We start from the raw sequence: 21204 nt of genomic DNA, 5'->3' as shown, positions 1-21204 counted from the left end.
TCCGAAAGATGCATTCTTACACTCAAAACGCCGTCATGCGGATCTGCTCATACACGGCGGAACCGTGCTCACTCCAAATGGCGCAGAAATTATCGACATTGCCTGTAGTGCAGGACGCATCATTGCAGGGTGACTTGGCAGGTAGTTGGACGGCAGAGACCTCCATTGCGGCGACGGGTTTACATGTACTGCCCAGCGTGAAATCAGCTACCGCTCGATCGCCAGTTTGTGCGGCTGAACACCCTATGATTGCATGCATGTCACCGGCTGGCCGACGACTCATACTGTTGTTTGCGGCCATGTCGTCGTTCGAGACGAGCTGGTTTGCAGTCGCATGCCCAAAGACAAACCGATATGATTTCTTGAATCACGCAATGCTACTTAACTATTTTTATAACATTTTTATGCAAAAAAACCATGAAAAAACCATTTAAAGGATCACCGCAAGTCGTTTTCTACCCACGAGAATCTATCGAACAAGTCGAAGAAGGCTATCAACTGGCGCCAAAGTTTGACGATCAAGGGCTGATCGTGTGCGTCACACAGGATGCTTCCTCAGGCGAGATACTGATGGTGGGGTACATGAATGCTGAAGCCTTGACCAGGACTATTGAGACCGGCGAAGCGCATTACTGGAGCCGTTCTCGTCAGGTGCTTTGGCGCAAAGGTGCGACCAGCGGACTCCTGCAACATGTTGAAGAACTCTTGATTGATGATGATCAGGATGCTGTTTGGTTACGTGTCAGGGTTCAAGGTAGCGGCGCCAGCTGCCATGTGGGATATCGATCATGTTTTTACCGACGATTGCCTGTGGGTAATGAATATCAGGCTGATTCTTGCCTCATATTCGTAGAAGCGGACAAAACATTCGATCCCAAATCCGTGTATGGCGATGTGCCCAACCCAACTGTATTATAGAATAGTCAGTCGACCTGAAACACATTTGCCCCCATTCTCCACCGAGGGATCCGAGAGCCAAAAGACGACACTCTGAAATAGCGTCACGATTAGATAACGAGTAATCTGCACGAGCAAGAACGCCATTCCTTTCGTTCTGTTCAACAATGTATTTGTTGTGTTCAGCGTGCTAAAGTAGCACTAGCTTTCACGCAACAAAGACGTTTCACCATGATATCTATTACCCCTAACACTTCGATGATTCCTGTAACATTGCTGACCGGTTATTTAGGTAGCGGCAAGACCACATTGCTCAACCACATCATGCAACAATCCACCATGGCGGACACCTTGGTGATTATCAATGAATTCGGGGAAATCCCACTAGATCACCTGCTGGTCGTACATAGTACTGAAAATTTGGTGATGGAAATGGGCAGCGGCTGCCTCTGCTGCACGATCCGCAGCGATCTGGTTAAGACACTGCAAGACATTACCTGGCGCTTCTCTCGCAATGGAGAAAGGCAGTTTCATCGTGTTCTGATCGAAACGACCGGTCTGGCTGATCCTGCACCCATCATCCATACTTTGATGACTGATCCGCAGATAACCAGACACTACCGGTTAGACGGGATCGTGGCAACTATCGATATGGCTACTGGAAATAAAACCCTGAGCACGTATAATGAAGCAATCAAGCAAGCGGCGATAGCAGACTGCCTGCTTCTGACCAAGGCTGATCTGGCGGCACCTCACGACAAGACCGCCTTACTCCAGCGGTTGACTAAAATCAACCCGGCTGCTCCATGCTGGCAGGTGGCGCATGGTCAGATTGAAGCAGAAAAATTGTTGAATCTGGGATTATTTTCAACCGAAGAAAAAATACCCGATGTGACACACTGGCTTCGGGAAGAAGCTTATTCAGCAAGTGCTGCCCATGAGCCCGGCCATGATGATCACGATCATGAACTCACAGATGATCCCCATGGTCACGATCATCATGTGCACGACATCAATCGCCATGACGATCATGTTCGTGCATACTGTTTCACCACGGATAAACCAGTCAGCGAACAAATCTACCCGACCTTGCTGGAACTGCTGTTTTACATGGGCAGCAGCATCCTGCGTATCAAGGGTATCTTGAACATCGAAGGCAACGACCGGCCTATGGCCATACATGGAGTGCAGCACATACTCCATCCCCTCATGCCATTACCCGCCTGGCCAAATGAAGATCGCCGTTCAAAAATCGTCTTCATCACCCGCGATATCGAACCGGAAACAGTCGAGCATATTTTTAAGACCATCACGCATATGCCGAAGCGCAAATAAAGAGGCTGTCTTGTACGAAGCGTTAACGTAAAGGTAACAATAATGAAGACTGCCACATTATTCTGCGCGGTGGGTGCAAGCCTGACTATGATACCAATAACGCAATTCAGCCATTGATGTGCTGAATAAAGCCAGTCCGATCATGCGCCCGTTTCATCAACCCCATTCCACCCCATGCAGTGATCTCTTTTTCGGCAAATCGAAGCTCAAACCCATGAATTTCCCTGTAATAAAATTATGCTTATCTCAAGCAATCATGAATTAGAAAAATAGTTTTATTTTCAACAATTTATTCTATTGGCTTCCATTAGAAATTTTTCTAATGGGAAATCTGGGTTTAACGCAATACGTTACTTCTTGAACTATATACCTCTTTCTAAGTTTCAGGTTGGTGTACGGGCATAATAATGCCTCCGATATCAATCAAATCTGAATTATTAAGTATAATGACCTGACAATGATTGGCCGTTCAGAGAAAACATTAGTTGGCATCTAATTACAATGAATTAACTGTATATTCAGTATAAAATATTCCGTCGAATATGAAGTTGATATGAGCGTTATCACATGCCCGAGGCAAGACGATTTTTAGGTATATAGAGAAAGCTGGAATGAAGACACATACCGACAAAACGCCGGACAACAATAGCAAATCGATTGAGCGTAACGATTCATCAAAACAAAGCGACGGCGGGTCTGCATCTCATTTTGTGGACAACCGGCCTGAAGCTGTTGTGAACAGAAAATTACAGGATATGGCGAGTTGCAGCCCTCAAGCAATACAGTTGAGAGCTTTTCATAAAATGGCCAATAATACATGCAGAGCCGAAGAATTTGCCCAGTTCCAGGGGGAGGCTGATAATCGTTTGGCAGTCCAACCGACAATACAGAAAATAGTAAGCAACACAGGTTTGCCCGATAATCTTAAATTGGGCCTTGAGCGTTATTCCGGCTGCGCGATGGATGATGTCAGGGTACATTACAATTCGGATAAGCCCGTTCAACGCAATGCGAACGCTTTTACACAAGGTAACACGATTCACTTGGCAGCCGGACAGCAACAACATCTACCGCACGAAGCCTGGCACGTTGTGCAGCAAAAGCAAGGGAGAGTGAAGCCGGCGTTGCAAATGAAAGACGCTCCCAAAGCCAATGAAGACGATGCACTAGTAAGAGAAGCCAATTTCATGGATAAGCTGTCCTTGCGGACGGATTCTGCCAATAGCAGCGTGTCTAAAAACCCGGTTCAGCTCACAGGCAGTCTTGGCGTTATTCAGCTGAAGGGTGTGGGCGGTACTAAAATTGCTTTTGAGAAACGGCCCGGCCAACAGCGCCAACAGGTCATTGAGGAGGGGATTGTCTTATTGAAAGCGGCCTGGAAAGAGGCGCGTGCGTTACGTAAAGCGGAAAAAAAGCGCATAGGTCGGGATATGGCTGCCTACGATAAGGCCATGAAAGAAGGGGATCAACAAACCATCAATCGGTTGGAAGCGGAAAACGACCGCCGCAACCGGCCTCAGCTATATCAGGCCAAGGATTTAGCCGACCAAGCGTTGCAGAATCACATTGATCGGATCAATAATTTAAAAAGCCAGCTGTTTCACGATAACGAAAGTATGGGGATTTTTGGCGGTCAGTATCGCCTCGAAAATCTAGGAAATGCACCACAGGTTCCTGATCAAAATAAGCTGATCGGTCAGGCTATCGGGCGAATAATGCGCGATCATCAGATTGTTGCGCTCAATCAACAAACCGGGAATTTGAGAGCGCAGAAGAATCTCGCGGATACGCAGCTTCAGCAGGACATCCAGCTAAACCCAAAAAGCGGAGGCCTTACCCAGGTCTATTTTGACAGCCTCACCGATCAGATTCCTGACGAGGAGGATTTACTGAAAGTATCCACCGCATTCAAAAAAAATCAATTATCCCTGCACAACAACGAGATCATCTACCATCACCAGAACGGTGACATAGTCATTGCTGACCTTCGGAAGGGCGGTAATGCCTATGTGTCGGTCCAGCATCAGCCGACACCGAATCAACCGCGGCAGGTCTATCATAAAAAGGGATTGGAGGATTTGAGGACCAGCGATGGAAGCCAGAAGGAATATGTAAAGGACTCTCGGGGCGCCATGACGCGCCGCTACGCCTATGTGGAGAAAAACTATTATCAAATGATGGAATTTTTCATGGCAGGGCATATGACAGGCCGTTTTCAGCAATATATGCTGGCGGGAGCCGAGCGTAAGCCGGGTGTACACAAGTTCACTACGCAGATGATTGAGAATGTTCCGCTTGTCCAACCGAACACGCAAACCCAGATGTCCGATACGCAGGTGGCCGTCGCACACCAGATGTACGGCAGTTTGCCTGAACAGCGCGGCGTCAGTCTGACTGCAACGCCCAAAGTGGGCGTTACCTACGCCAATACGGGCGGCAATTTCCGGACAGATGAAGGCTTCAAGTTGAAAATCGATCTGGCTCGCGTTCCTGAGGATATCCTTTTGTTGAATCATTATGCCGAAGGCGGTGTCAGCGATATGAATCAACCGGATTATTCCACAATGCAATCTCATAAACCCAATCCTTATAATTACAAATACAAGGAAAGCGCTGCCCATGCGCGCGAGCTGTTTCTGGCGCATATTCGTCCCGAATGGGTGGTTGAAATCGAGCATCATGCCAAAGGCGGTTATCAAAATATTCAAGGACAGAAAACGATCATTGGGGAAGATTCCGTGGAAAATCTTCTGGAAGCGGCCAAGCGGGCTTTTGGGGGCCAGGAATACGAACAGGGTTTCGAAGTGGGTCTTAATGACGGGCAGGATGCGCTCAACTTGAATACCAATGCGGATTATAAAAAAGGGAAAGGCACCGGTAAAATGATTCGGGAAGGTTACCAGGAAGGAATAAAAGCCCGGAATAAAAAGGGCGTCTGCAATGCCACGGGCGCTTTCAAGGAAATCATGACGGATCCAGCCATACAGGACAAAATGTCGCCATTCCATATCGGTTATGCGCAAGCCCGCACCGGGCAGATGATGGTCGCTTCAGTCCTGGAATTTCGAGCCCTCCTGAATACCGCTATGGAATTTAAAAATGCTTCTGGAATAAGTGGCACCACGGCGCTCGCGCATGACTCCAATAAACTGATCATCAAAAATACCACACCCCGGCAAACCGGAGGTTTTCAATCCAGAATTGTTACCATCCCGTTTGAAGAATTACGAACGGCCACCTTGGAATACGAAGAAGATGATGGCAATATCGAAATTACGATCAATAAAAGCTCAGGCGATTATATGCTCGTCCTGCCCAAGAATGAGGCCCCAGGTTTTATTGCGTCTTTGAAAAACTATGTTAATCAATATTCCCGTCAAACCACCATTTCCGATACCGAAGGTGGCGGAAGCCATACGCTCATCCTGGATGCCGAAAATCTGAAGCTTGAAAGGCAATATACGACGCAGCTAGGCGTCAAGAAATTACGGCAATCTGAAATATCACTCGAGACGATTACAAAAGTCGCGTTCGAGTGGGAAGGAGATAATATTCAGGTCGACATCAACCACAATTCAGGTGTCTACGAAATGATGTTAACACTTGCCGAAGCTGTCAAGGTTCGAACCCTCCTCATGCGCAATGGGCTCGGTAGCAAGATTGTAGGCAAGATCCCGGATAAGTTGTAAAGCACAATGTTTGTGCACTCAAACAATAGGGGGCATTCGATATACCGGGTCGTCTCGCTGTAAATATCCGTGTTTCAAAGGATCGAAGTAGGCGTCCGATTCTGTCCCCGTCATTATCAATACGCTCATGACAAGCATGTCGCGGTTAGAAACTTCCGGTTTCGCGGTCATGGGGTGAATCACCACGGCGATACCGACGACAGTCAGGGTATTGAGTAAACTGGAGCGAAGAACGTTACCGAGAGCAATGTCATGCGCAACTTTACGGGTGGCTTACTGACTATTCAGCAAGTCAAAGCTTTGGGTACCGTTTATAAGGTAAACATGCAATCCACCGAGATGCTGGCATTCTTGAGATTGGCGCGCCAAAATTGTCTTTTGGATTCCGGGTCGTGATGGTTTAGTGCAATGTTGCCGCCGATCCACAGCATTTTTTGAATTTCATGCCGCTACCACATGGGCACGGATCGTTGCGGCCTATTTTAGGATGGTTTCTCTGAAACGTTCTGGCTATCGCACGTTCGGCAACAGCATCACGATAGGCCCGCCAAAACCTGTATATCCTGACAATACTGGCTGGAATCTGTTTGGATAACTTTTCACGTTGCGGTGGTGTTTGGGTCAATGCTTCTTCTTCTGGCGTAACATCGTCAGCGCCCAACAGATAAATAGGGCGTAGAGCATTCCAACCGTCTTGATCATCAAAAAGTGGCTGCCATTGATTGCGGCATAATTCAATACCGTTCATATATCCATAAGCCCACATTTCTCCGTCAATGTAAGATATTGATTGATAACGATGATCGTCGAAGACGGGTTCTATTGCATCGGGATCATTCTGCAGCAGGAAAATAATTGCATTAAAGTGACGAATGATTAATTCTGTAATATATTCGGCCTGGGTCATCGTTTCAAATTCAGGTCGATCGTCTTCAGTCGGGCCCCATATACCCGGCATCCATTCACTTGGTTTTAAAACTGCCGGGCCAGATGCAATAGCGGTCAAATACCCATCTAATGAGGTTACTCCCATAGTTTCATCCGATGTTTGATCGGACATCAGAAAATTATCAAGCTCATCCAGTTCGTCCTGAGATAGTGGTGTGAATGGAGATGCATACTTTGATAGAGTGGCCACAGTCAAAAATATAGTGATTTAAAGGCAATCATTCTACTGATTGTCGGAAGCGAATTAAAGCAATCATTCAGCTAGTCAATCACTTGCCCACCATTTGACCAGGGCTCTAGGTCATCACAATCCAGATATACGTAATCCGGTTGAATTCGGTTTGTACAGATACTTGATGGGCGAACCCCGCAGTTATAACCGGCATGACTGCGCGATTGTAATGGAAGAGGACGGCAGCATGATTGATCGTGTAGCTGAAACCCGCTGCAATGAATAGGCATTCCATGTTCGAAGCACCGGATGAACAAGACTGCTGTTACGAGATGCTGTTCATTCTCAATGATGGATGACTAATATGGTGTGTATTCCCAAATACCGTGTCAATGTCGATTGGCTGAAACTGTGTGCGGACTACGCAGTTGCGACACCGCTGGCGGCAAGTCATTAAAAGTTCATTATTTCTGATATATCACTATTGTATTTATGGTTATTAAGATTCAAACTAGCGAGCGGGGCAACCCATTTACTAATAAAATAAGGAACAATCAAATGAACAAGGACTTACGTTTAATACTGTTTAGTATAGCAAGTTTGTTTTCCCTTTGTTTCAGTGGCCTGGCCGGTGCCGTTGAACTGGCACCTGATGTCAGTGACGCGCAGGTAGTCGCACAATACAACTATATCATTCATATTCTGGCGATGCTGCTGATCGGTTTTGGTTTTCTCATGGTATTCATTCGAAGATATGGGTTTGGCGCGATAACCGGTACTTATCTGGTTGTTGCGGTCAGTTTGCCACTCTATATTTTACTTCGCGCCAACGGAATTTTTGGACATGCGCTTGAGCCGCATACGCTGGACGCATTACTATTTGCGGAATTGGCAGCAGCTACTGCGTTAATCGCTATGGGTGCGGTACTTGGACGCCTGCGGGTATTTCAATATGCATTGCTGGCGCTGTTGGTTGTGCCCCTGTATTTATTGAATGAATGGATTGTTCTGGACGATGCATTGGGAATTACGACAGGATTCCAGGATACAGCTGGATCGATCGTAATCCATGCTTTTGGCGCCTATTTTGGGATGGCCATGTCTATTGTACTGACTACTGCATATCAACGCAGTCAACCAGTTGAGTCGGATCCGACTTCTGACCGTTATGCTATGCTGGGATCAGTTGTTTTGTGGCTCTTCTGGCCGAGTTTTGCTACTGCCCTTGTTCCTCTCGAGCAAATGCCGCAGACTGTTGTAAACACACTGCTTGCGCTCAGTGGCGCAACGATCGCGACCTATTTTGTGAGTACCATGGTCAACAAAGGTAAAACATCAATGGTTGATATGGCAAATGCGGCTCTGGCAGGTGGTGTTGCCATTGGTTCAATTTGTGATGTTGCAAACCCTGCAGGCGCTTTTGCTATCGGTCTGCTTGCTGGCACCATTTCTGTTCTCGGCTACCGGTATCTGCTGCCAGCACTTGAAACAAAATTCAAGTTGTATGATACCTGTGGGGTTCATAATCTGCATGGTATGCCTGGGTTATTAGGTGGGTTCAGCGCATTTCTTATCATCCCGCCGAGTGTTGCAACAGCTCAACTTGCCGGTATTGGAATAACTCTGCTGATCGCTATAGCTGGTGGACTCATCGCAGGCATGTTAGTCAAGTTGACAGGTACTACACGTGAACCTTACGAAGACAGTGTTGAGTTTACCCATACCGAGGGCCCGGAAGCCGAAGCTGAAGCCGTAGTTGCCAAATTACAGGCACGTATCGAAGCCCTGGAAAATCAATCAACAACGCAACAATCTACGGCACAAGCAGGTTTGTCTGAGTTTAGGACTGAACCAGACAAGCCTGCACCTCAAGGCTAGTGCAGAAAAAATTACAATATTTTTGCACGGGCGCGGTGAGGTCAGACTGATTTGGCCAAATATACGCAAATTTTGGTTAAGAACATATGCGCATCTGGTCTGTGCTGTTATATTGTATAAACAGCAAAACCAATGTGCTAGTCTGATGTGTGCAGGTTTGCTGGTCGGCCCTCAGGGCCGACCAAATCAAAGGAATTGCATCAGTTCAGTATGGAACAGCAATAGATCAGTGTCATGCCTGATGCTATCAATTGAAATAAGACATCAATCACTGATTGATTGAACGATCATTTTTTACCCCAATCTGTAGAATGTTATCCTGCAGGCTCCTTCTCTCCCTAATCGTCTGCTAGATATTTCTTTCCTGAAAGCACCTCAATTGACCGGGGTGCTTTTTTTGTCGGCTTGGTATTTTTTTGATCGATTGCGTGACCGTAATGAAATTAGCATATTTCCGCAAACCACCCTGGAATGATTGATCTGTCGCATGGAATCATTCTGTTGCCCTGCATGAAATCCAGTCGTTGTAAATCTTATGCTTTAGCATCCAGAGAATATATCAAATTATCATATACTTGCGTGCAAAAATGTTGCAAATTCTATGAGGTTGAAGATGCAGCAGAGGAAGTGCTGCTTGAAAATGCGCGGCTACTTTTCAGGATAAATACACATTACCCTGAAACCAAAGCCGTTGTATCGAATACTTGCATCGAATTCACCGCGAGCAGAGGATCGTATATATTTTGAATCATAGGCCCAGGACCCACCTCGAACTGCACGTGTGCCCCCCTCTTCGATGCGGGCACATTGCTGCTCCTGTCCATCGTAATTATCACGCCACGCCGAACAGGTCCATTCCCAGACGTTGCCAGCGGTATCATGCAGCCCATAAAGATTCGCTTTAAACTGTCCTACCGGGGCTGCCTGACGGTTGTCCCACCGACTGCCGCATGTACTGCAGTTGGCATTGTTATGTCCGGCTTCACTACCCCACGGGTAAGCGGTGTCGAGTCCTGCCCGTGCGGCGTATTCCCACTCCGCTTCGGTTGGCAAACGGCAGTCAAGCTGCTTTTGTTCTCCAAGCCAGGCTGCATAGATCATCGCCCTGCGCCAATTGATTTCCACGACCGGTAAACTGCCATTCGCATTTTCTTTGACACTCGACAGAATGACCAGGTTTTTTCCTGCCGGGTTACTGAGCTTTTGTGCGCGAACATAGCTGTCAAACTGTTCGTTGGTGATTTCAAATTTACTAATGTAAAATGGCCGTTCTATTTCGACGTGTTTATTGGGTACGCCAAAATATTTTCTTTCTCCAGCCTCAAGATTTTTGATAAATGTAGTATTCTGTTCTCCCATATCAAAAGTACCAGCCGGGATCAAAACAAGCTCAGGAAGAATTATTTCATCGGATTGCGCCGAAGTTGGATCAGAAGTCATATCACTCCGGGCGATTTTGTCATAAACCGACTTTACAAAAGGCACGCTCGTTATTGCCAGAACCGCAATGACCGAGACCCACAAAAATCTACGAAACAATATTAGCCATAAGCTTCTTTTCTCCAGAATATTTTGTCTTTTCATATTTTCAGATAATTATACGGTAAGCTTTTGCCCAGATTGTTTTTTAAATGGCATCCAATATACTGAATTCATCGATTTTAGACTAACCACATTTTTTTCAAAACGCAAAAAACCGTGTATTAGTATTGGAGACATGGCTTATAAATTTCAAATGACGGGCTGCTAAATTGGAAGATCCGCAGGTTTTAGCCCTGGCCCTGGTCGAGGAAGTTTTTAATTCTTGGATATGCCACTGTTGAAGTCGAACGATGAGGCTTTGCGAAAACTAAGAACGGGCAGGTTGCGGATTGCAATTCCAGTAATCAAGACAAATTGGTCGTTAATTTTTTTATACGGTCACTACCGGTTCTCATCGAGTTTCATGCAAGATATACGTTTCCAACACAGGTAATTGTGCTGTCACAGTTGCTTTATTGAAATTAGTATTTGTAACAAGGAGATTCTGATGGTTCGTCGCTATGATCTGGACTGGTTGCGCGTCTTGCTGTTTGCTTTGCTCGTACCACATCATGTTGCTGTTGGTTTTGTGGACTGGGGCGTCGACATCTACCGATTTGTAAATAATCAGTTGGCGGGTGGCGGTATGTCGCTGTTCATATACTGGAGCCATAGCTGGCGATTGCCATCACTTTTTCTAATTTCAGGGATTGGAACATATTTCCTGACACGCAGTGGAATTGGGTTTCAATTCATGGCGAGTCGAATCGGTCGGCTTTTGATTCCAGCAGTTTTCGGTTTTTTTGTTCTTAACGCATTTGGCGGTTATGCCATTGCTGTGATGACAGATGATCCGCGTCGCTTTATCTCATTCTGGTCAGACTGGCTGTTTAATCCTGTGCCGCGTCAGGTACAGCATCTTTGGTTTCTTTTTAGTCTCATGATTTATACGCTGCTCTGCTGGCCTATTTTTACGCTGCGTGAGCATTTGGAGAACCGAAGCCTATCACCGGTCTTGCTTATTCTTGGTCTGATCAGTGTTTCGGCGCTGGCGGTTGTCATCGTGAAACCGTATGCCGCAGCACTTGCCGGGGATGGATACCAGTTTGCATATTATCTGGTATTTTTTGCCGGCGGTTTTATGATCGGGGCGCGACATCAAACCGTCCTGGACTTCGCAAAACGCAATGTATGGATTTTATTGGCTGCAGCGATTGCTCTCTTTATGATCAAGGCTACGCTACTGGCCTTCGTTCTTATCGCTGATTTTCCAACGGGCGAAGCGCTGGCGGCAGGTGGTTGGGTCCCGTTGGGTTTAGAGCCGCAATATGCAACTGCATTTTCTGTCATTGAGGCGCTTACTGCCTGGGCGTGGTGTATTACAGCCCTCGGATTGGCTGCAAAATTTTTGAATAGACCCAGTTCTCTGGTGGTTGAACTCAATCGCGCAGTCTTTCCACTTTACGTCCTGCATTTCCCAATTACACTCGTGGGGCTTGCGCTGATCGCACAGATATCATGGCCGTGGTGGGTCGAGTTTTTTCTATTACTTGCTGTGGTCTATCTTTTCAGCTGGATGCTCTGGCGTTTTGCTAACCGATTGGGCGCATTCAGCTATTTGGTTGGGGGGCGTCCGACGACCAGGACTGATAACGGTGCATAGATGCCGGCGATACCGGCAACTTTCCCAACCAGCGCATAGAAGCCACCGCCGACCATGGTCCCGATACCGAAGAAAATAAGCAGTGGTAGTGAAATTGAACGTTTAAGACGGGCTGTCTCAGGTGTGCTGATGTTCATGTTGCGTCGGCGGTGCCATGTTGTCAGCATAATTAATTTATATTCTCGGAATTTTCGAATGTTTCAGCGAAAAAATAACAACATCGTCAGAAATTGACACTTATTGGTGATCGCTAGAGTTGCTCATTGTTAAACAACATAATAGATGATTTTTTTGTTTTTCGACTGTTGCTGAACAACGTGCCTGGTGTTATCTGTATCACCGTTATCGCAAAAAAAATACTATAGACATTAAACAGCCAACAAGCGCGATAAAGCTGTGCATTATCTTTTGAGGTACACGGTATGCGAATGCTGCACCAAAGTAACCGCCAGCAATTGCCGTTATACTCATTAGCACAAGATAGTTCCATGCGATTGCGCCACCTAGGGCGTAAACAGCAACGGCAACCATGGTTAGTAATGCCGAGATAATGTTTTTTATCCCGTTCATGCTGTGTAAGCTGGTTTGACCCATTAAGCCCAGCGCAGCCAACAATACTATTCCTAACCCCCCATTGAAATATCCACCGTATATACAGACCGTAATCAAGAGCAGGCAGGCGGCTATACTTGGCTTTCGTGAAGAATAGAGATCGTACCCTGGATTTTTTGTAACTGTATTTTTTCTTCGAAGAAGCCTCGGTCCGGCTATAAATGCCATCATGGCAAAAAAAATTAGCCAGGGAATTAGCGTTGAGAATAATTGTTCATCGGTCAGCAACAGAATAGCAGCGCCGATCGTGCCGCCGAACAATGCTATCCATGTTATGAATAGCATGTTTAAGCCAGCGGGAAAGTCAATATCATGCCTGAATCGCCATGCGCCTGCGATGTACCCGGGAAGAAGAGCCGCAGTACCTGTTGTATTGGCTGAAACAGGAGAAACGCCAACAGCAATCAATGCGGGTAACGTAATAAAACTACCTCCCCCTGCGACTGCGTTTAACATTCCACCGAGAAATCCGGCCAGGCTAACTATGCCCCATTCCATTGTTCGCAAGCTCTCTTGAAAATATTTATTGTGTTTAGATGTTTTTTTAGACAGGGAATTATATAACTTTTATACATAGACTATTCACGCTAAAAAGCGCAAATGAGTAAGCTTGTATGGTATGGCCAGGTATTGTCGTCTGCTTGTAAATTAGCGATTGAATGTTTGGGTAACGACGAATAGTTTGCATGCAGCAGTTTTCAAGGTAACGGATGTATATTACCGGTCGCAGGGAAAGGTACAGCATTCCTGGGAAACAATCGAATGAAATAACGTGTTTATCATGGACTTTTTAATCAATCATTTTTGACTTCAATCTGTAGAATGTTATCCAGCAGGCTTTCTCTCTCCCTTGTTCAGTCTGCTCATCTTTCCTTATATTAGGCACCTCAGTTGATCGAGGTGCTTTTTTTATGTGTACGCGCCAGATATGTTTGGGCATTAGTACCATGGCGAAGTCGATGCGAAAACAATTTATCTCTGACTGTCTGCAGTTTAATTCGGTTTTTTGCAAGATTTACGTCAACAAGTTGTCCTGCACTGGCTTGCTGAGACCAAACATATTATTATCGGTGTTGCCGTGTAAATTATTATTTATTACTTTTGCAAAAGGGTTTTCTACATTGACAAGGCACATCGTCGCTTTTCATGGTGTGTATTAAATGATCGCGGCTGGATACCTGAACAGGAATCTAAATGACAAGATCAAATCAATTTCTTCATTACCGCTGGGTCTCAGTCCTTAATACATTGTGCCGGATTGGATTGCTGGTTTTTTTCCTGATGGCCCAGGCTTTTGCCGACAATGTTGACGATTTTGAGGAAACGCTCAAAATAGGGTTGTTACCTGATAGCGCCCAAAAAATTCTGGACAGTCGCTTTGGTCCCTTACTGCATTATATTGAAGACGAAACAGGCCTGAGGGTTGAGTATAAACAGTCAAAAGACTATCTGGATCTGTTGAATCAATTTAAAGAAAAAGAATTAGATGCTGTTTTTTTTGGAGGCTATACTTTCATATTGGCTCAACAAGGCGCCGGAGCAGAACCGCTGGTGCTGCGGGATAACGATTTGCATTTCAATACAGTGTTTCTGGTACGACCGGGAAGTATCGAAAAACGATTGAGAGATTATAAAGACGCTGTCATTAGTTTTGGATCCAGGCAATCTACTTCCGGTCATCTAATGCCGCGGTATTTTCTAGACCAACAGAGCATACATCCTGAAAATTTTTTTTCCAAGGTGCTTTATTCCGGTAGCCATGATAAAACAGCTTATTGGGTACGTGACGGCATAGCGGATATCGGTGCTGCAAACAGTCAGGTCATCAAAAGAATGCTCCGAGAAGGGGATCTGCAGGATTCAGATATACAAATTCTGTGGCAAACGCCTGACTATACAGATTATGTCTGGGCCATTCAGCCCGATATGGAACCATCCCTGCGCGTGCGCCTGCTGGATGCCTTTCTTTCACTGTCACCTTTAAATCCCGAACACGAACACATACTGGAATCAGCAGGCGCTGGTGGGTTTTTGCCCGCTCATGATGCCGATTTTGATCTGCTGAGAAATGTTGTCCGCACGCTTCGATCGGAAATGCAATGAAACCAGGGGTTCAAAAAAAAAACATACTGCTACGAGTGTATCTACTAATTGCGTTGCTGATGCTGATGGGGATTCTTAAAGCTGTATTGCTCACCTATCATTTACACCAGCAGCAACGCATTAATGACCAATTGAATCAATACTATAATCCGCTTATCTATCACACTGAAAATCTGACTGAAACAATCCAGGGTCTCAATTATTCCTATCGATTGCGCCAATTGTCTGTAGCAGATGAAGACATATATGTGCGTGCGCTCAGTAATACTGCCTATGTGATTGACCGCTATTTAAGAGAAACCAAAAGCCTCGAAACGGAAGCGCAACCGAATCGGGCCATCGAAAACGCGCGGATACGGATGGAGAACGATATAAACAACCTTGTCAAAATCATGAACGGTGTATTGGCGACGAACGATGCAAGCGATGAAAGTATCAGGCAATTACCGGACCAGATTCAATCCGCAGATCTTCGAACGCAGCAATACAGCCGGTTGCTAATTAATGAAAGAGAAGATATTCATACAGTATTGTTGTCGGAATCCAGTAATAAAACAACCTTTGTAATCCAGCTTATTGTAGGGACGATTATCTTTGCTGCTTTCATTATCATTCCACTGGTTATGAATATTCGAAAGATGATTATTGAAACGCATCACGCCGAATTAAGGCAACGAAAACTGAGAGAGCTGGCGGAGTTGGAGCAAAGCCGGCTGGCATCGCTATTGTCCGCTTTGAATATTGGTATCCTGCTTGAAGACAGTCAGAACCAGGTGGAGTATGTCAATCCTGCATTCAGGGGTATGTGGGAAATAGATAAAGACAAACCATTAACAGGTTTGACAATCAATCAATTATTGAACGAATCGCCGCATGGCTACTCCGAATCCAAGCATCCGCCCAATAGTGGTTTGCCCGAACAAAAGACACATGGAATTAGAAAACACCTGGAAATTAAAGTAACGAATAACCGGATTTTGAAACAGTCCTTCTATCCGGTTCTGGATGGCAAAAAAAGATTGTTGGGACGCTTATGGACATTTGAAGACATTACAAGCGAGCGCCAGACAGCCGAGCAATTGTTGTATCTCGCCGAACATGATGCATTGACAGGGCTATTGAATCGGCACAGTTTTCAGAAATCTATGGATTCGATGATTGAGAAGTGTCGTCGTGAGAATGGCAAGTTTTCCTTGCTATATTTTGATCTGGATGAATTTAAATATATCAATGATACATTCGGTCATGGTACCGGAGACGGTGTGTTGAGTCGTATTGCCAATCAGGTTTCAACTTTGATCAGAAGCACTGAGAGCTTTGCACGGGTGGGCGGAGATGAATTTGCTATCCTTACAGCATTTGAGCCGGTGGAGAAAGTGGGTGTTTTGCCCGAACGCATCATTTCGGCCATTTCTTCAATCCCGTTCCAGTTTGAAGACACCAGTATTCGTCTTACGGCCAGCATTGGGATAGCCAATTATCCCGACCACGGAGTTAATGTAGAAGACCTGGTATCACACGCTGATACGGCGATGTACGAAGCCAAGAAAAAAGGGAAAAACAGGTGGGCTTTGTATAATCACGATCATAAAGCGCCGCAAATGATGGTAGAACGAATGAGCTGGAGTCGACGGATCGATCTGGCGTTGCAGCAGGATCTGCTCATACTTTATTTTCAGGGTGTCTACTATACGAATAACCAAGCTTTGAGTCATTTAGAAGTTCTCGTGCGCATGTATGACCCGGCGGATAAACAAAGTATCATCATGCCTGGCGAATTCATTCCAATCGCCGAGAAAACCGCCCAGATTGCAGAAATAGACCGCATTGTACTGGCAAAAAGCATAGCCACACTGGCGCAATATCCGCATGTGCCCGCGCTGGCGGTCAATATATCGGGACGTACTTTTGATGAACCTTCATTACCTGAATTTATACGCGAACAATTAGTATCCTGTTCTGTCGATCCCAAACGTTTGGTCCTCGAACTCACTGAAACCGAGGCCGTTTCAGATTTTCAGGATGCGCAGCGCTTTATTGAAACCATTAATCAGATTGGTTGCCGCGTGTGTCTGGATGATTTTGGAAACGGGTTTTCAACCTTTATGTATTTGAAATATCTAAATGTTCAAATTCTAAAAGTTGATGGCATGTTTATCAGGGATTTGCCGAAAAATTATGAAAATCAGGTATTGGTAAAAGCGATGGTGAACATTGCGCAGGCACTGAATAAATCCGTCGTTGCGGAATTTGTGGAAAATGATGAAACTCTGGCGCTTCTAAAAAGCCTTGGCGTGCAATTCGCACAGGGTTATTATTTTGACAAACCCACCGATCAGCATAAAGCATTTTTATAGTCATTGCTGGCCAAAAGAACAAAATAAAGCTGAAATCAGGTTTGTTTACTGACTGCTTCAGACAACTGCATTCTGGAATTCGCCGCGCAGCGATGTATTTTACAAAGTCGCCGCAACTACTGTGCGGCCCAGGTTTTTTCATTTGCAGTTCGTCTGACAACCGACTATTACCGTCTGCCTGATAGCGGGGCATCGCGACCACAGCTCGGCCAATTGCCTTGCAAGTGTAGTATATGTTTCATCCCTGTTCTGTCCGGTCAGGGTATTGCCAATACTGGCTGGATGAGCTGCGCCCGACCGGACTTGTTAACAGGTAACCTCAATGAAAACAGCCTGTTTGCCGGCGGCGCAGCCGGCAACTTTTTCCAGTGGGCAGGCTGTTAGCGTTGATCGTCTAATTCTGGGTGTCCGCAGGCTACTATCCATTCGGCCTCTTCAACGCTGCCGGGCGTGATCTTTATCCATTCTTGCGGCTGGCTATATGAACGAATCTGTTCTCCGCCACCCATGTTCCAGCTGTATAACTTGTAAGCCAGCTCTTTGGTATGCCTGTTCTGACAGTTATACTTCTTTCGGACTTTCTTGGATAAAAAATTAGCGCCGGTGTCTTCCTGTTCAAGCTTATAGTCGAGCAGCGCCCACATTTTGGCTACGTTGTCGACTTTGCGGATGGTTTGCATATCGGCATATACCGTGAAGCCGCCTTTGTCGTCGCGCTTGTGCACCTGTGTCCACTCGGCCATAATACCGGTGCTGAGGCAAAACAACATGATGGTCAATAACAGTTTTTTCATAGAGATGGATCCTGTGTTGTTTATAAATGCTGAAAAGCACTTCAAAAGAATTATTCCATAAAAGCCATGAATATGCGATATTTCGGACGTTTTGCACAACGATATCATTGCTGGCCTGGTCTAATACTTTGATTGGTAATGCCAATGCTGTCTGAAAAACTTGCATGATGAAACTGCGACACGATCAATCCGGACTGCGACCGATACTCGACAAACACAAGCCGTGGCTGGTCATTACGGGTGCGGGGGTCAGTTTATACTCCGGCATTCCGACTTATCGGGATGACAATGGCGATTGGCTGCGCAGCGACCCGATCAAGCATCATGAATTTATTCAGTATGAAGACAAGCGAAAACACTACTGGGCACGAAGCGCAGTAGGCTGGCCACCGGTCGAACGCGCGTTGCCCAATGATGCGCACTATGCGCTTGCAGAACTGGAACGGCGTGGTTATTTCGCAGGCTTGATTACGCAGAATGTCGATCGACTGCATCAGAGAGCAGGGCAGCAGCATGTGATTGACCTGCATGGCAGGCTTGACCGGGTGCGATGTTTACAGTGCGGACAGTTTGAGGACCGGCAGCAGTTGCAGATTCGCCTGCTGGAGTTCAATTCATTTCTGGCGCCGCTCACCGCGACGCTGGCTCCCGATGGCGATGCTCATGTGAGAGACGAGATCACCAGGAGAATGAAGCTTGTTAACTGTCTGGCTTGTGACGGCATCTTAATGCCTGATGTCGTTTTTTTTGGGGGGGCAATATCAAAACAAACCCACCTCGCAGCTGCACGATTGTACGAGCAATGCAATGGTGTCCTGACCATTGGCTCATCACTAATGGTGTACTCCGGTTTTCGTTACTGCAAACTGGCAAAGCAGGACGGCAAACCGTTGATGATTATTAATCGGGGCAGAACCCGTGCAGACGATATTGTTGATCATAAGATCGGGCAGGACTGCCAGACAGTATTAACGGCACTGGTAGCCTGAATCCGTATGGCATTGTTTGTAGTTGGTTTAAATTAATTTTTTTCTGGCTCTCCAGGTTCTGTCACAACTGAACGAGCGTTGATGGTTTATCATGCTTTTGCGGTGTTCTCTGGACAGGTTGGAAGAAATTACATGTTGCTGCTTCATAGGGCGGTGTCCGTTGTGATTGATAGTAATAATCTGCGCAGGGCGAAAAACTGGAAGCCAATTCAAAAACTGCCGGTTTAACTGCATGCGTTCGGCTTAAGCGGCGGATGACCGGTTGCTACAAAAGCCAAGTGAGCTGTAGTATGTGCATGTCGTTTTAAAGCAGTCTGCTTCCAAATTTGCTTGTTACCGGCTACTCTTGGGCCTGTTTTCCATTTCAGAAAATTTTATGTCTGGTTTTACTCATAATACTACCAGCAGTTTTGCTGCACTGATTCGCCTGTTGAAGTATGCTCGCGGCTACCGTCGACATATTATTGCGGCCACTATATGTTCTACTATTAACAAGCTGTTTGATATTGCGCCGGAAATTCTGATCGGTGTGGCCATCGACGTGGTGGTCAATCAGGAACAGAGTTTCGTGGCTGGCCTGGGATTTGAGACCGCGCGGGAGCAGATCACCATTCTGGCGATTCTCACCTTTTTTATCTGGGCCGGCGAGTCCGTGTTTGAGTATCTGTATCAGATTTTATGGCGAAATCTGGCGCAGCGTCTGCAATCGGACTTGCGCCAGGATGCCTACGAACATGCTCAGCGTCTGGACATGAGTTTTTTTGAGGCTCGCAGTTCTGGCCAGTTAGTGGCGACAATGAATGATGATGTCAATCAACTTGAACGCTTTCTCGATGGCGGCGCCAATGCCATGATTCAGGTGCTGGTGACGGTAGTGGCTGTAGGGGCCGTTTTCTTTGTGCTCTCTCCACTTATTGCCCTGCTGGCATTTACCCCGATCCCGCTGATCATTTGGGGTGCGTTTTACTTTCAGCGCAAGGCCGGCCCGCTGTACGCCGACGTTCGTGAGAAGGTGGGCGATCTCTCCAGTCGCCTGGCCAACAATCTGGGAGGTATTGCCACCATCAAAAGTTTTACAGCCGAGCAACGGGAGGCGCAGCGACTCAAGGCCAGCAGTGAGGCCTATGTGGAGGCAAATCGCCGGGCCATCCGTATCAGTTCAGCATTCATTCCGGTGATACGCATGGCTATTCTGGCGGGTTTCCTGGCGACGTTTACCGTGGGCGGAATGATGGCTCTTGAAGGTACTTTGAACGTAGGTGCCTATGGTGTTCTGGTATTTCTGACACAACGACTGCTGTGGCCGTTGACAGGACTTGCCGAAGTGATCGATCTGTTTGAACGCGCCATGGCGAGCACACGTCGAATCCTCGATCTTCTTGCAGAACCCGTTCATGTAGACGATGAAGGCGGAAAATTGCTGGAAACACCGGTAAAAGGGGACGTTCGTTTTGAAAAAGTCAGTTTTTACTATCCCAATGGTGTGGCCGGAATACGGGATATTGATTTACATGTGCCTGCAGGAAATACGCTGGCGCTGGTTGGTGCTACCGGATCGGGCAAATCGACACTGATCAAACTTTTGCTGCGTTTTTATGATCCTGTTCATGGCCATATTCTGATAGACGAGCAGCCCATTCAATCTGTCTGTCTTCAGTCTCTGCGTGGCGCCATCGGTCTTGTCAGCCAGGATGTGTATTTGTTCGATGGCAGTATTCGCGACAATCTGGTTTACGGCGATCCGAATGCACCGGAGGTTGCAATTATTGACGCTGCGAAGACTGCCGAGGCCTGGGCATTCATTGAAATGCTGCCGGAGGGTCTGAATACTCAGGTTGGTGAACGCGGCATTCGCCTTTCGGGCGGTCAACGTCAGCGATTGTCCCTGGCCCGGGCCTTGCTGAAGAATCCGCCAATTCTGGTGCTTGATGAGGCTACCAGCGCTGTTGATAATGAAACTGAGGCATCGATTCAGCGCTCTTTGCGTCGTATAGGCCATAATCGTACTGTGATTATGATTGCCCACCGTCTGTCAACTATCGTGGATGCGGATGCCATTGCAGTGGTTGAAGGGGGCAGGATAATTGAATCCGGAACACACCAGCAGCTGCTGGAGAGGGATGGTATCTACGCTGCGCAGTGGCGGGTTCAAACCGGGCAAGCCTGATGGTCTGCAATACCTTGTGTCAAATGGAATGCTGAATGATTGAATGAATAACTATGTAAATCAGTAAGATGATATATCA

Annotated in this window: 17 protein-coding genes; 10 read left to right on the top strand and 7 right to left on the bottom strand. The window is 46.4% G+C overall.

From position 1 onward, the window contains the following. Nucleotides 1-22: 22 nt before the first annotated feature. Nucleotides 23-283, bottom strand: coding sequence for a hypothetical protein (locus BMX44_RS16525; protein WP_143056897.1), 261 nt, complete (start codon nucleotides 281-283; stop codon nucleotides 23-25). 134 nt (nucleotides 284-417) lie between these two features. On the opposite strand from BMX44_RS16525, the gene hisI reads away from it, so the two are divergent. From hisI to BMX44_RS06185, 3 genes are all read left to right on the top strand, one after another. Beyond that, on the top strand, nucleotides 418-918 hold the full coding sequence (hisI, locus tag BMX44_RS06195) for a phosphoribosyl-AMP cyclohydrolase (protein ID WP_090629631.1): 501 nt from the start codon (nucleotides 418-420) through the stop codon (nucleotides 916-918). 210 nt (nucleotides 919-1128) lie between these two features. Then, entirely contained in the window at nucleotides 1129-2232 is a 1104-nt protein-coding gene (locus BMX44_RS06190; protein ID WP_090629627.1) for a CobW family GTP-binding protein, read from the top strand. Between the two features lie 611 nt (nucleotides 2233-2843). Beyond that, on the top strand, nucleotides 2844-5921 hold the full coding sequence (locus BMX44_RS06185; protein ID WP_218143925.1) for an eCIS core domain-containing protein: 3078 nt from the start codon (nucleotides 2844-2846) through the stop codon (nucleotides 5919-5921). 18 nt (nucleotides 5922-5939) lie between these two features. Here BMX44_RS06185 and BMX44_RS16780 read toward each other — a convergent pair whose 3' ends face one another. Then, nucleotides 5940-6092 carry a hypothetical protein gene (locus BMX44_RS16780; RefSeq protein ID WP_177167692.1) on the bottom strand — a complete coding sequence of 51 codons (153 nt, stop codon included), beginning with the start codon at nucleotides 6090-6092 and terminating at the stop codon, nucleotides 5940-5942. A 229-nt stretch (nucleotides 6093-6321) separates the two neighbouring features. Further along, a complete protein-coding gene (locus tag BMX44_RS06180; protein ID WP_245738849.1) occupies nucleotides 6322-7059 on the bottom strand; it encodes a UPF0149 family protein in 738 nt (245 codons plus the stop codon). Between the two features lie 94 nt (nucleotides 7060-7153). On the opposite strand from BMX44_RS06180, the gene BMX44_RS16775 reads away from it, so the two are divergent. Together BMX44_RS16775 and BMX44_RS06175 are read left to right on the top strand one after the other, a co-directional pair. Then, nucleotides 7154-7327, top strand: coding sequence for a hypothetical protein (locus BMX44_RS16775; protein WP_177167691.1), 174 nt, complete (start codon nucleotides 7154-7156; stop codon nucleotides 7325-7327). A 272-nt stretch (nucleotides 7328-7599) separates the two neighbouring features. After that, nucleotides 7600-8919, top strand: coding sequence for an ammonium transporter (locus BMX44_RS06175; RefSeq protein WP_090629618.1), 1320 nt, complete (start codon nucleotides 7600-7602; stop codon nucleotides 8917-8919). Nucleotides 8920-9567: 648 nt separating this feature from the next. On the opposite strand, the gene BMX44_RS06170 is transcribed toward BMX44_RS06175, so the two are convergent. After that, on the bottom strand, nucleotides 9568-10359 hold the full coding sequence (locus BMX44_RS06170; RefSeq protein ID WP_177167690.1) for a formylglycine-generating enzyme family protein: 792 nt from the start codon (nucleotides 10357-10359) through the stop codon (nucleotides 9568-9570). 589 nt (nucleotides 10360-10948) lie between these two features. On the opposite strand from BMX44_RS06170, the gene BMX44_RS06165 reads away from it, so the two are divergent. Continuing rightward, complete coding sequence (locus tag BMX44_RS06165; RefSeq protein ID WP_090629610.1) at nucleotides 10949-12103, top strand: acyltransferase family protein; 1155 nt, start codon at nucleotides 10949-10951, stop codon at nucleotides 12101-12103. Here BMX44_RS06165 and BMX44_RS16520 read toward each other — a convergent pair. Then, nucleotides 12055-12270 (bottom strand): hypothetical protein, encoded by a 216-nt coding sequence (locus tag BMX44_RS16520; RefSeq protein WP_143056896.1) that lies wholly within the window; start codon nucleotides 12268-12270, stop codon nucleotides 12055-12057. The genes BMX44_RS06165 and BMX44_RS16520 overlap by 49 nt on opposite strands. 175 nt (nucleotides 12271-12445) lie before the next feature. Next, a complete protein-coding gene (locus tag BMX44_RS06160; RefSeq protein ID WP_090629605.1) occupies nucleotides 12446-13213 on the bottom strand; it encodes a sulfite exporter TauE/SafE family protein in 768 nt (255 codons plus the stop codon). A gap of 696 nt (nucleotides 13214-13909) precedes the next feature. Here BMX44_RS06160 and phnD point away from each other — a divergent pair. Next, a complete protein-coding gene (gene phnD, locus BMX44_RS06155) occupies nucleotides 13910-14818 on the top strand; it encodes a phosphate/phosphite/phosphonate ABC transporter substrate-binding protein (RefSeq protein ID WP_090629601.1) in 909 nt (302 codons plus the stop codon). After that, complete coding sequence (locus BMX44_RS06150; RefSeq protein ID WP_090629598.1) at nucleotides 14815-17175, top strand: putative bifunctional diguanylate cyclase/phosphodiesterase; 2361 nt, start codon at nucleotides 14815-14817, stop codon at nucleotides 17173-17175. The genes phnD and BMX44_RS06150 overlap by 4 nt, the downstream gene beginning before the upstream one ends. A gap of 380 nt (nucleotides 17176-17555) precedes the next feature. Here the strand turns inward: BMX44_RS06150 and BMX44_RS06145 are convergent, their stop codons facing one another. Then, nucleotides 17556-17969, bottom strand: a complete 414-nt coding sequence (locus BMX44_RS06145) for a surface-adhesin E family protein (protein WP_090629594.1) — start codon at nucleotides 17967-17969, stop codon at nucleotides 17556-17558. A gap of 164 nt (nucleotides 17970-18133) precedes the next feature. Here BMX44_RS06145 and BMX44_RS06140 point away from each other — a divergent pair, with 164 nt between their 5' ends. Then, nucleotides 18134-18958 (top strand): NAD-dependent protein deacetylase, encoded by an 825-nt coding sequence (locus BMX44_RS06140; protein ID WP_090629590.1) that lies wholly within the window; start codon nucleotides 18134-18136, stop codon nucleotides 18956-18958. A gap of 376 nt (nucleotides 18959-19334) precedes the next feature. After that, nucleotides 19335-21125, top strand: coding sequence for an ABC transporter ATP-binding protein (locus BMX44_RS06135; RefSeq protein ID WP_090629745.1), 1791 nt, complete (start codon nucleotides 19335-19337; stop codon nucleotides 21123-21125). Nucleotides 21126-21204: the final 79 nt, after the last annotated feature.

It is taken from the genome of Nitrosomonas marina, from assembly GCF_900110145.1.
Lineage (GTDB): Bacteria > Pseudomonadota > Gammaproteobacteria > Burkholderiales > Nitrosomonadaceae > Nitrosomonas > Nitrosomonas marina.
This window is presented reverse-complemented; position numbering and strand designations above follow the sequence as displayed.

What these genes read in the sequence shown, in the direction of transcription:
- BMX44_RS16525 (WP_143056897.1), bottom strand. Translation starts at nt 283, where the DNA reads ATGAGTCGTCGGCCAGCCGGTGACATGCATGCAATCATAGGGTGTTCA.
- BMX44_RS06190 (WP_090629627.1), top strand. Translation starts at nt 1,129, where the DNA reads ATGATATCTATTACCCCTAACACTTCGATGATTCCTGTAACATTGCTG.
- BMX44_RS06170 (WP_177167690.1), bottom strand. Translation starts at nt 10,359, where the DNA reads ATGACTTCTGATCCAACTTCGGCGCAATCCGATGAAATAATTCTTCCT.
- hisI (WP_090629631.1), top strand. Translation starts at nt 418, where the DNA reads ATGAAAAAACCATTTAAAGGATCACCGCAAGTCGTTTTCTACCCACGA.
- phnD (WP_090629601.1), top strand. Translation starts at nt 13,910, where the DNA reads ATGACAAGATCAAATCAATTTCTTCATTACCGCTGGGTCTCAGTCCTT.
- BMX44_RS06185 (WP_218143925.1), top strand. Translation starts at nt 2,844, where the DNA reads ATGAAGACACATACCGACAAAACGCCGGACAACAATAGCAAATCGATT.
- BMX44_RS06160 (WP_090629605.1), bottom strand. Translation starts at nt 13,213, where the DNA reads ATGGAATGGGGCATAGTTAGCCTGGCCGGATTTCTCGGTGGAATGTTA.
- BMX44_RS06140 (WP_090629590.1), top strand. Translation starts at nt 18,134, where the DNA reads ATGATGAAACTGCGACACGATCAATCCGGACTGCGACCGATACTCGAC.
- BMX44_RS16780 (WP_177167692.1), bottom strand. Translation starts at nt 6,092, where the DNA reads ATGACCGCGAAACCGGAAGTTTCTAACCGCGACATGCTTGTCATGAGC.
- BMX44_RS06165 (WP_090629610.1), top strand. Translation starts at nt 10,949, where the DNA reads ATGGTTCGTCGCTATGATCTGGACTGGTTGCGCGTCTTGCTGTTTGCT.
- BMX44_RS16520 (WP_143056896.1), bottom strand. Translation starts at nt 12,270, where the DNA reads ATGCTGACAACATGGCACCGCCGACGCAACATGAACATCAGCACACCT.
- BMX44_RS06175 (WP_090629618.1), top strand. Translation starts at nt 7,600, where the DNA reads ATGAACAAGGACTTACGTTTAATACTGTTTAGTATAGCAAGTTTGTTT.
- BMX44_RS06145 (WP_090629594.1), bottom strand. Translation starts at nt 17,969, where the DNA reads ATGAAAAAACTGTTATTGACCATCATGTTGTTTTGCCTCAGCACCGGT.
- BMX44_RS06150 (WP_090629598.1), top strand. Translation starts at nt 14,815, where the DNA reads ATGAAACCAGGGGTTCAAAAAAAAAACATACTGCTACGAGTGTATCTA.
- BMX44_RS06135 (WP_090629745.1), top strand. Translation starts at nt 19,335, where the DNA reads ATGTCTGGTTTTACTCATAATACTACCAGCAGTTTTGCTGCACTGATT.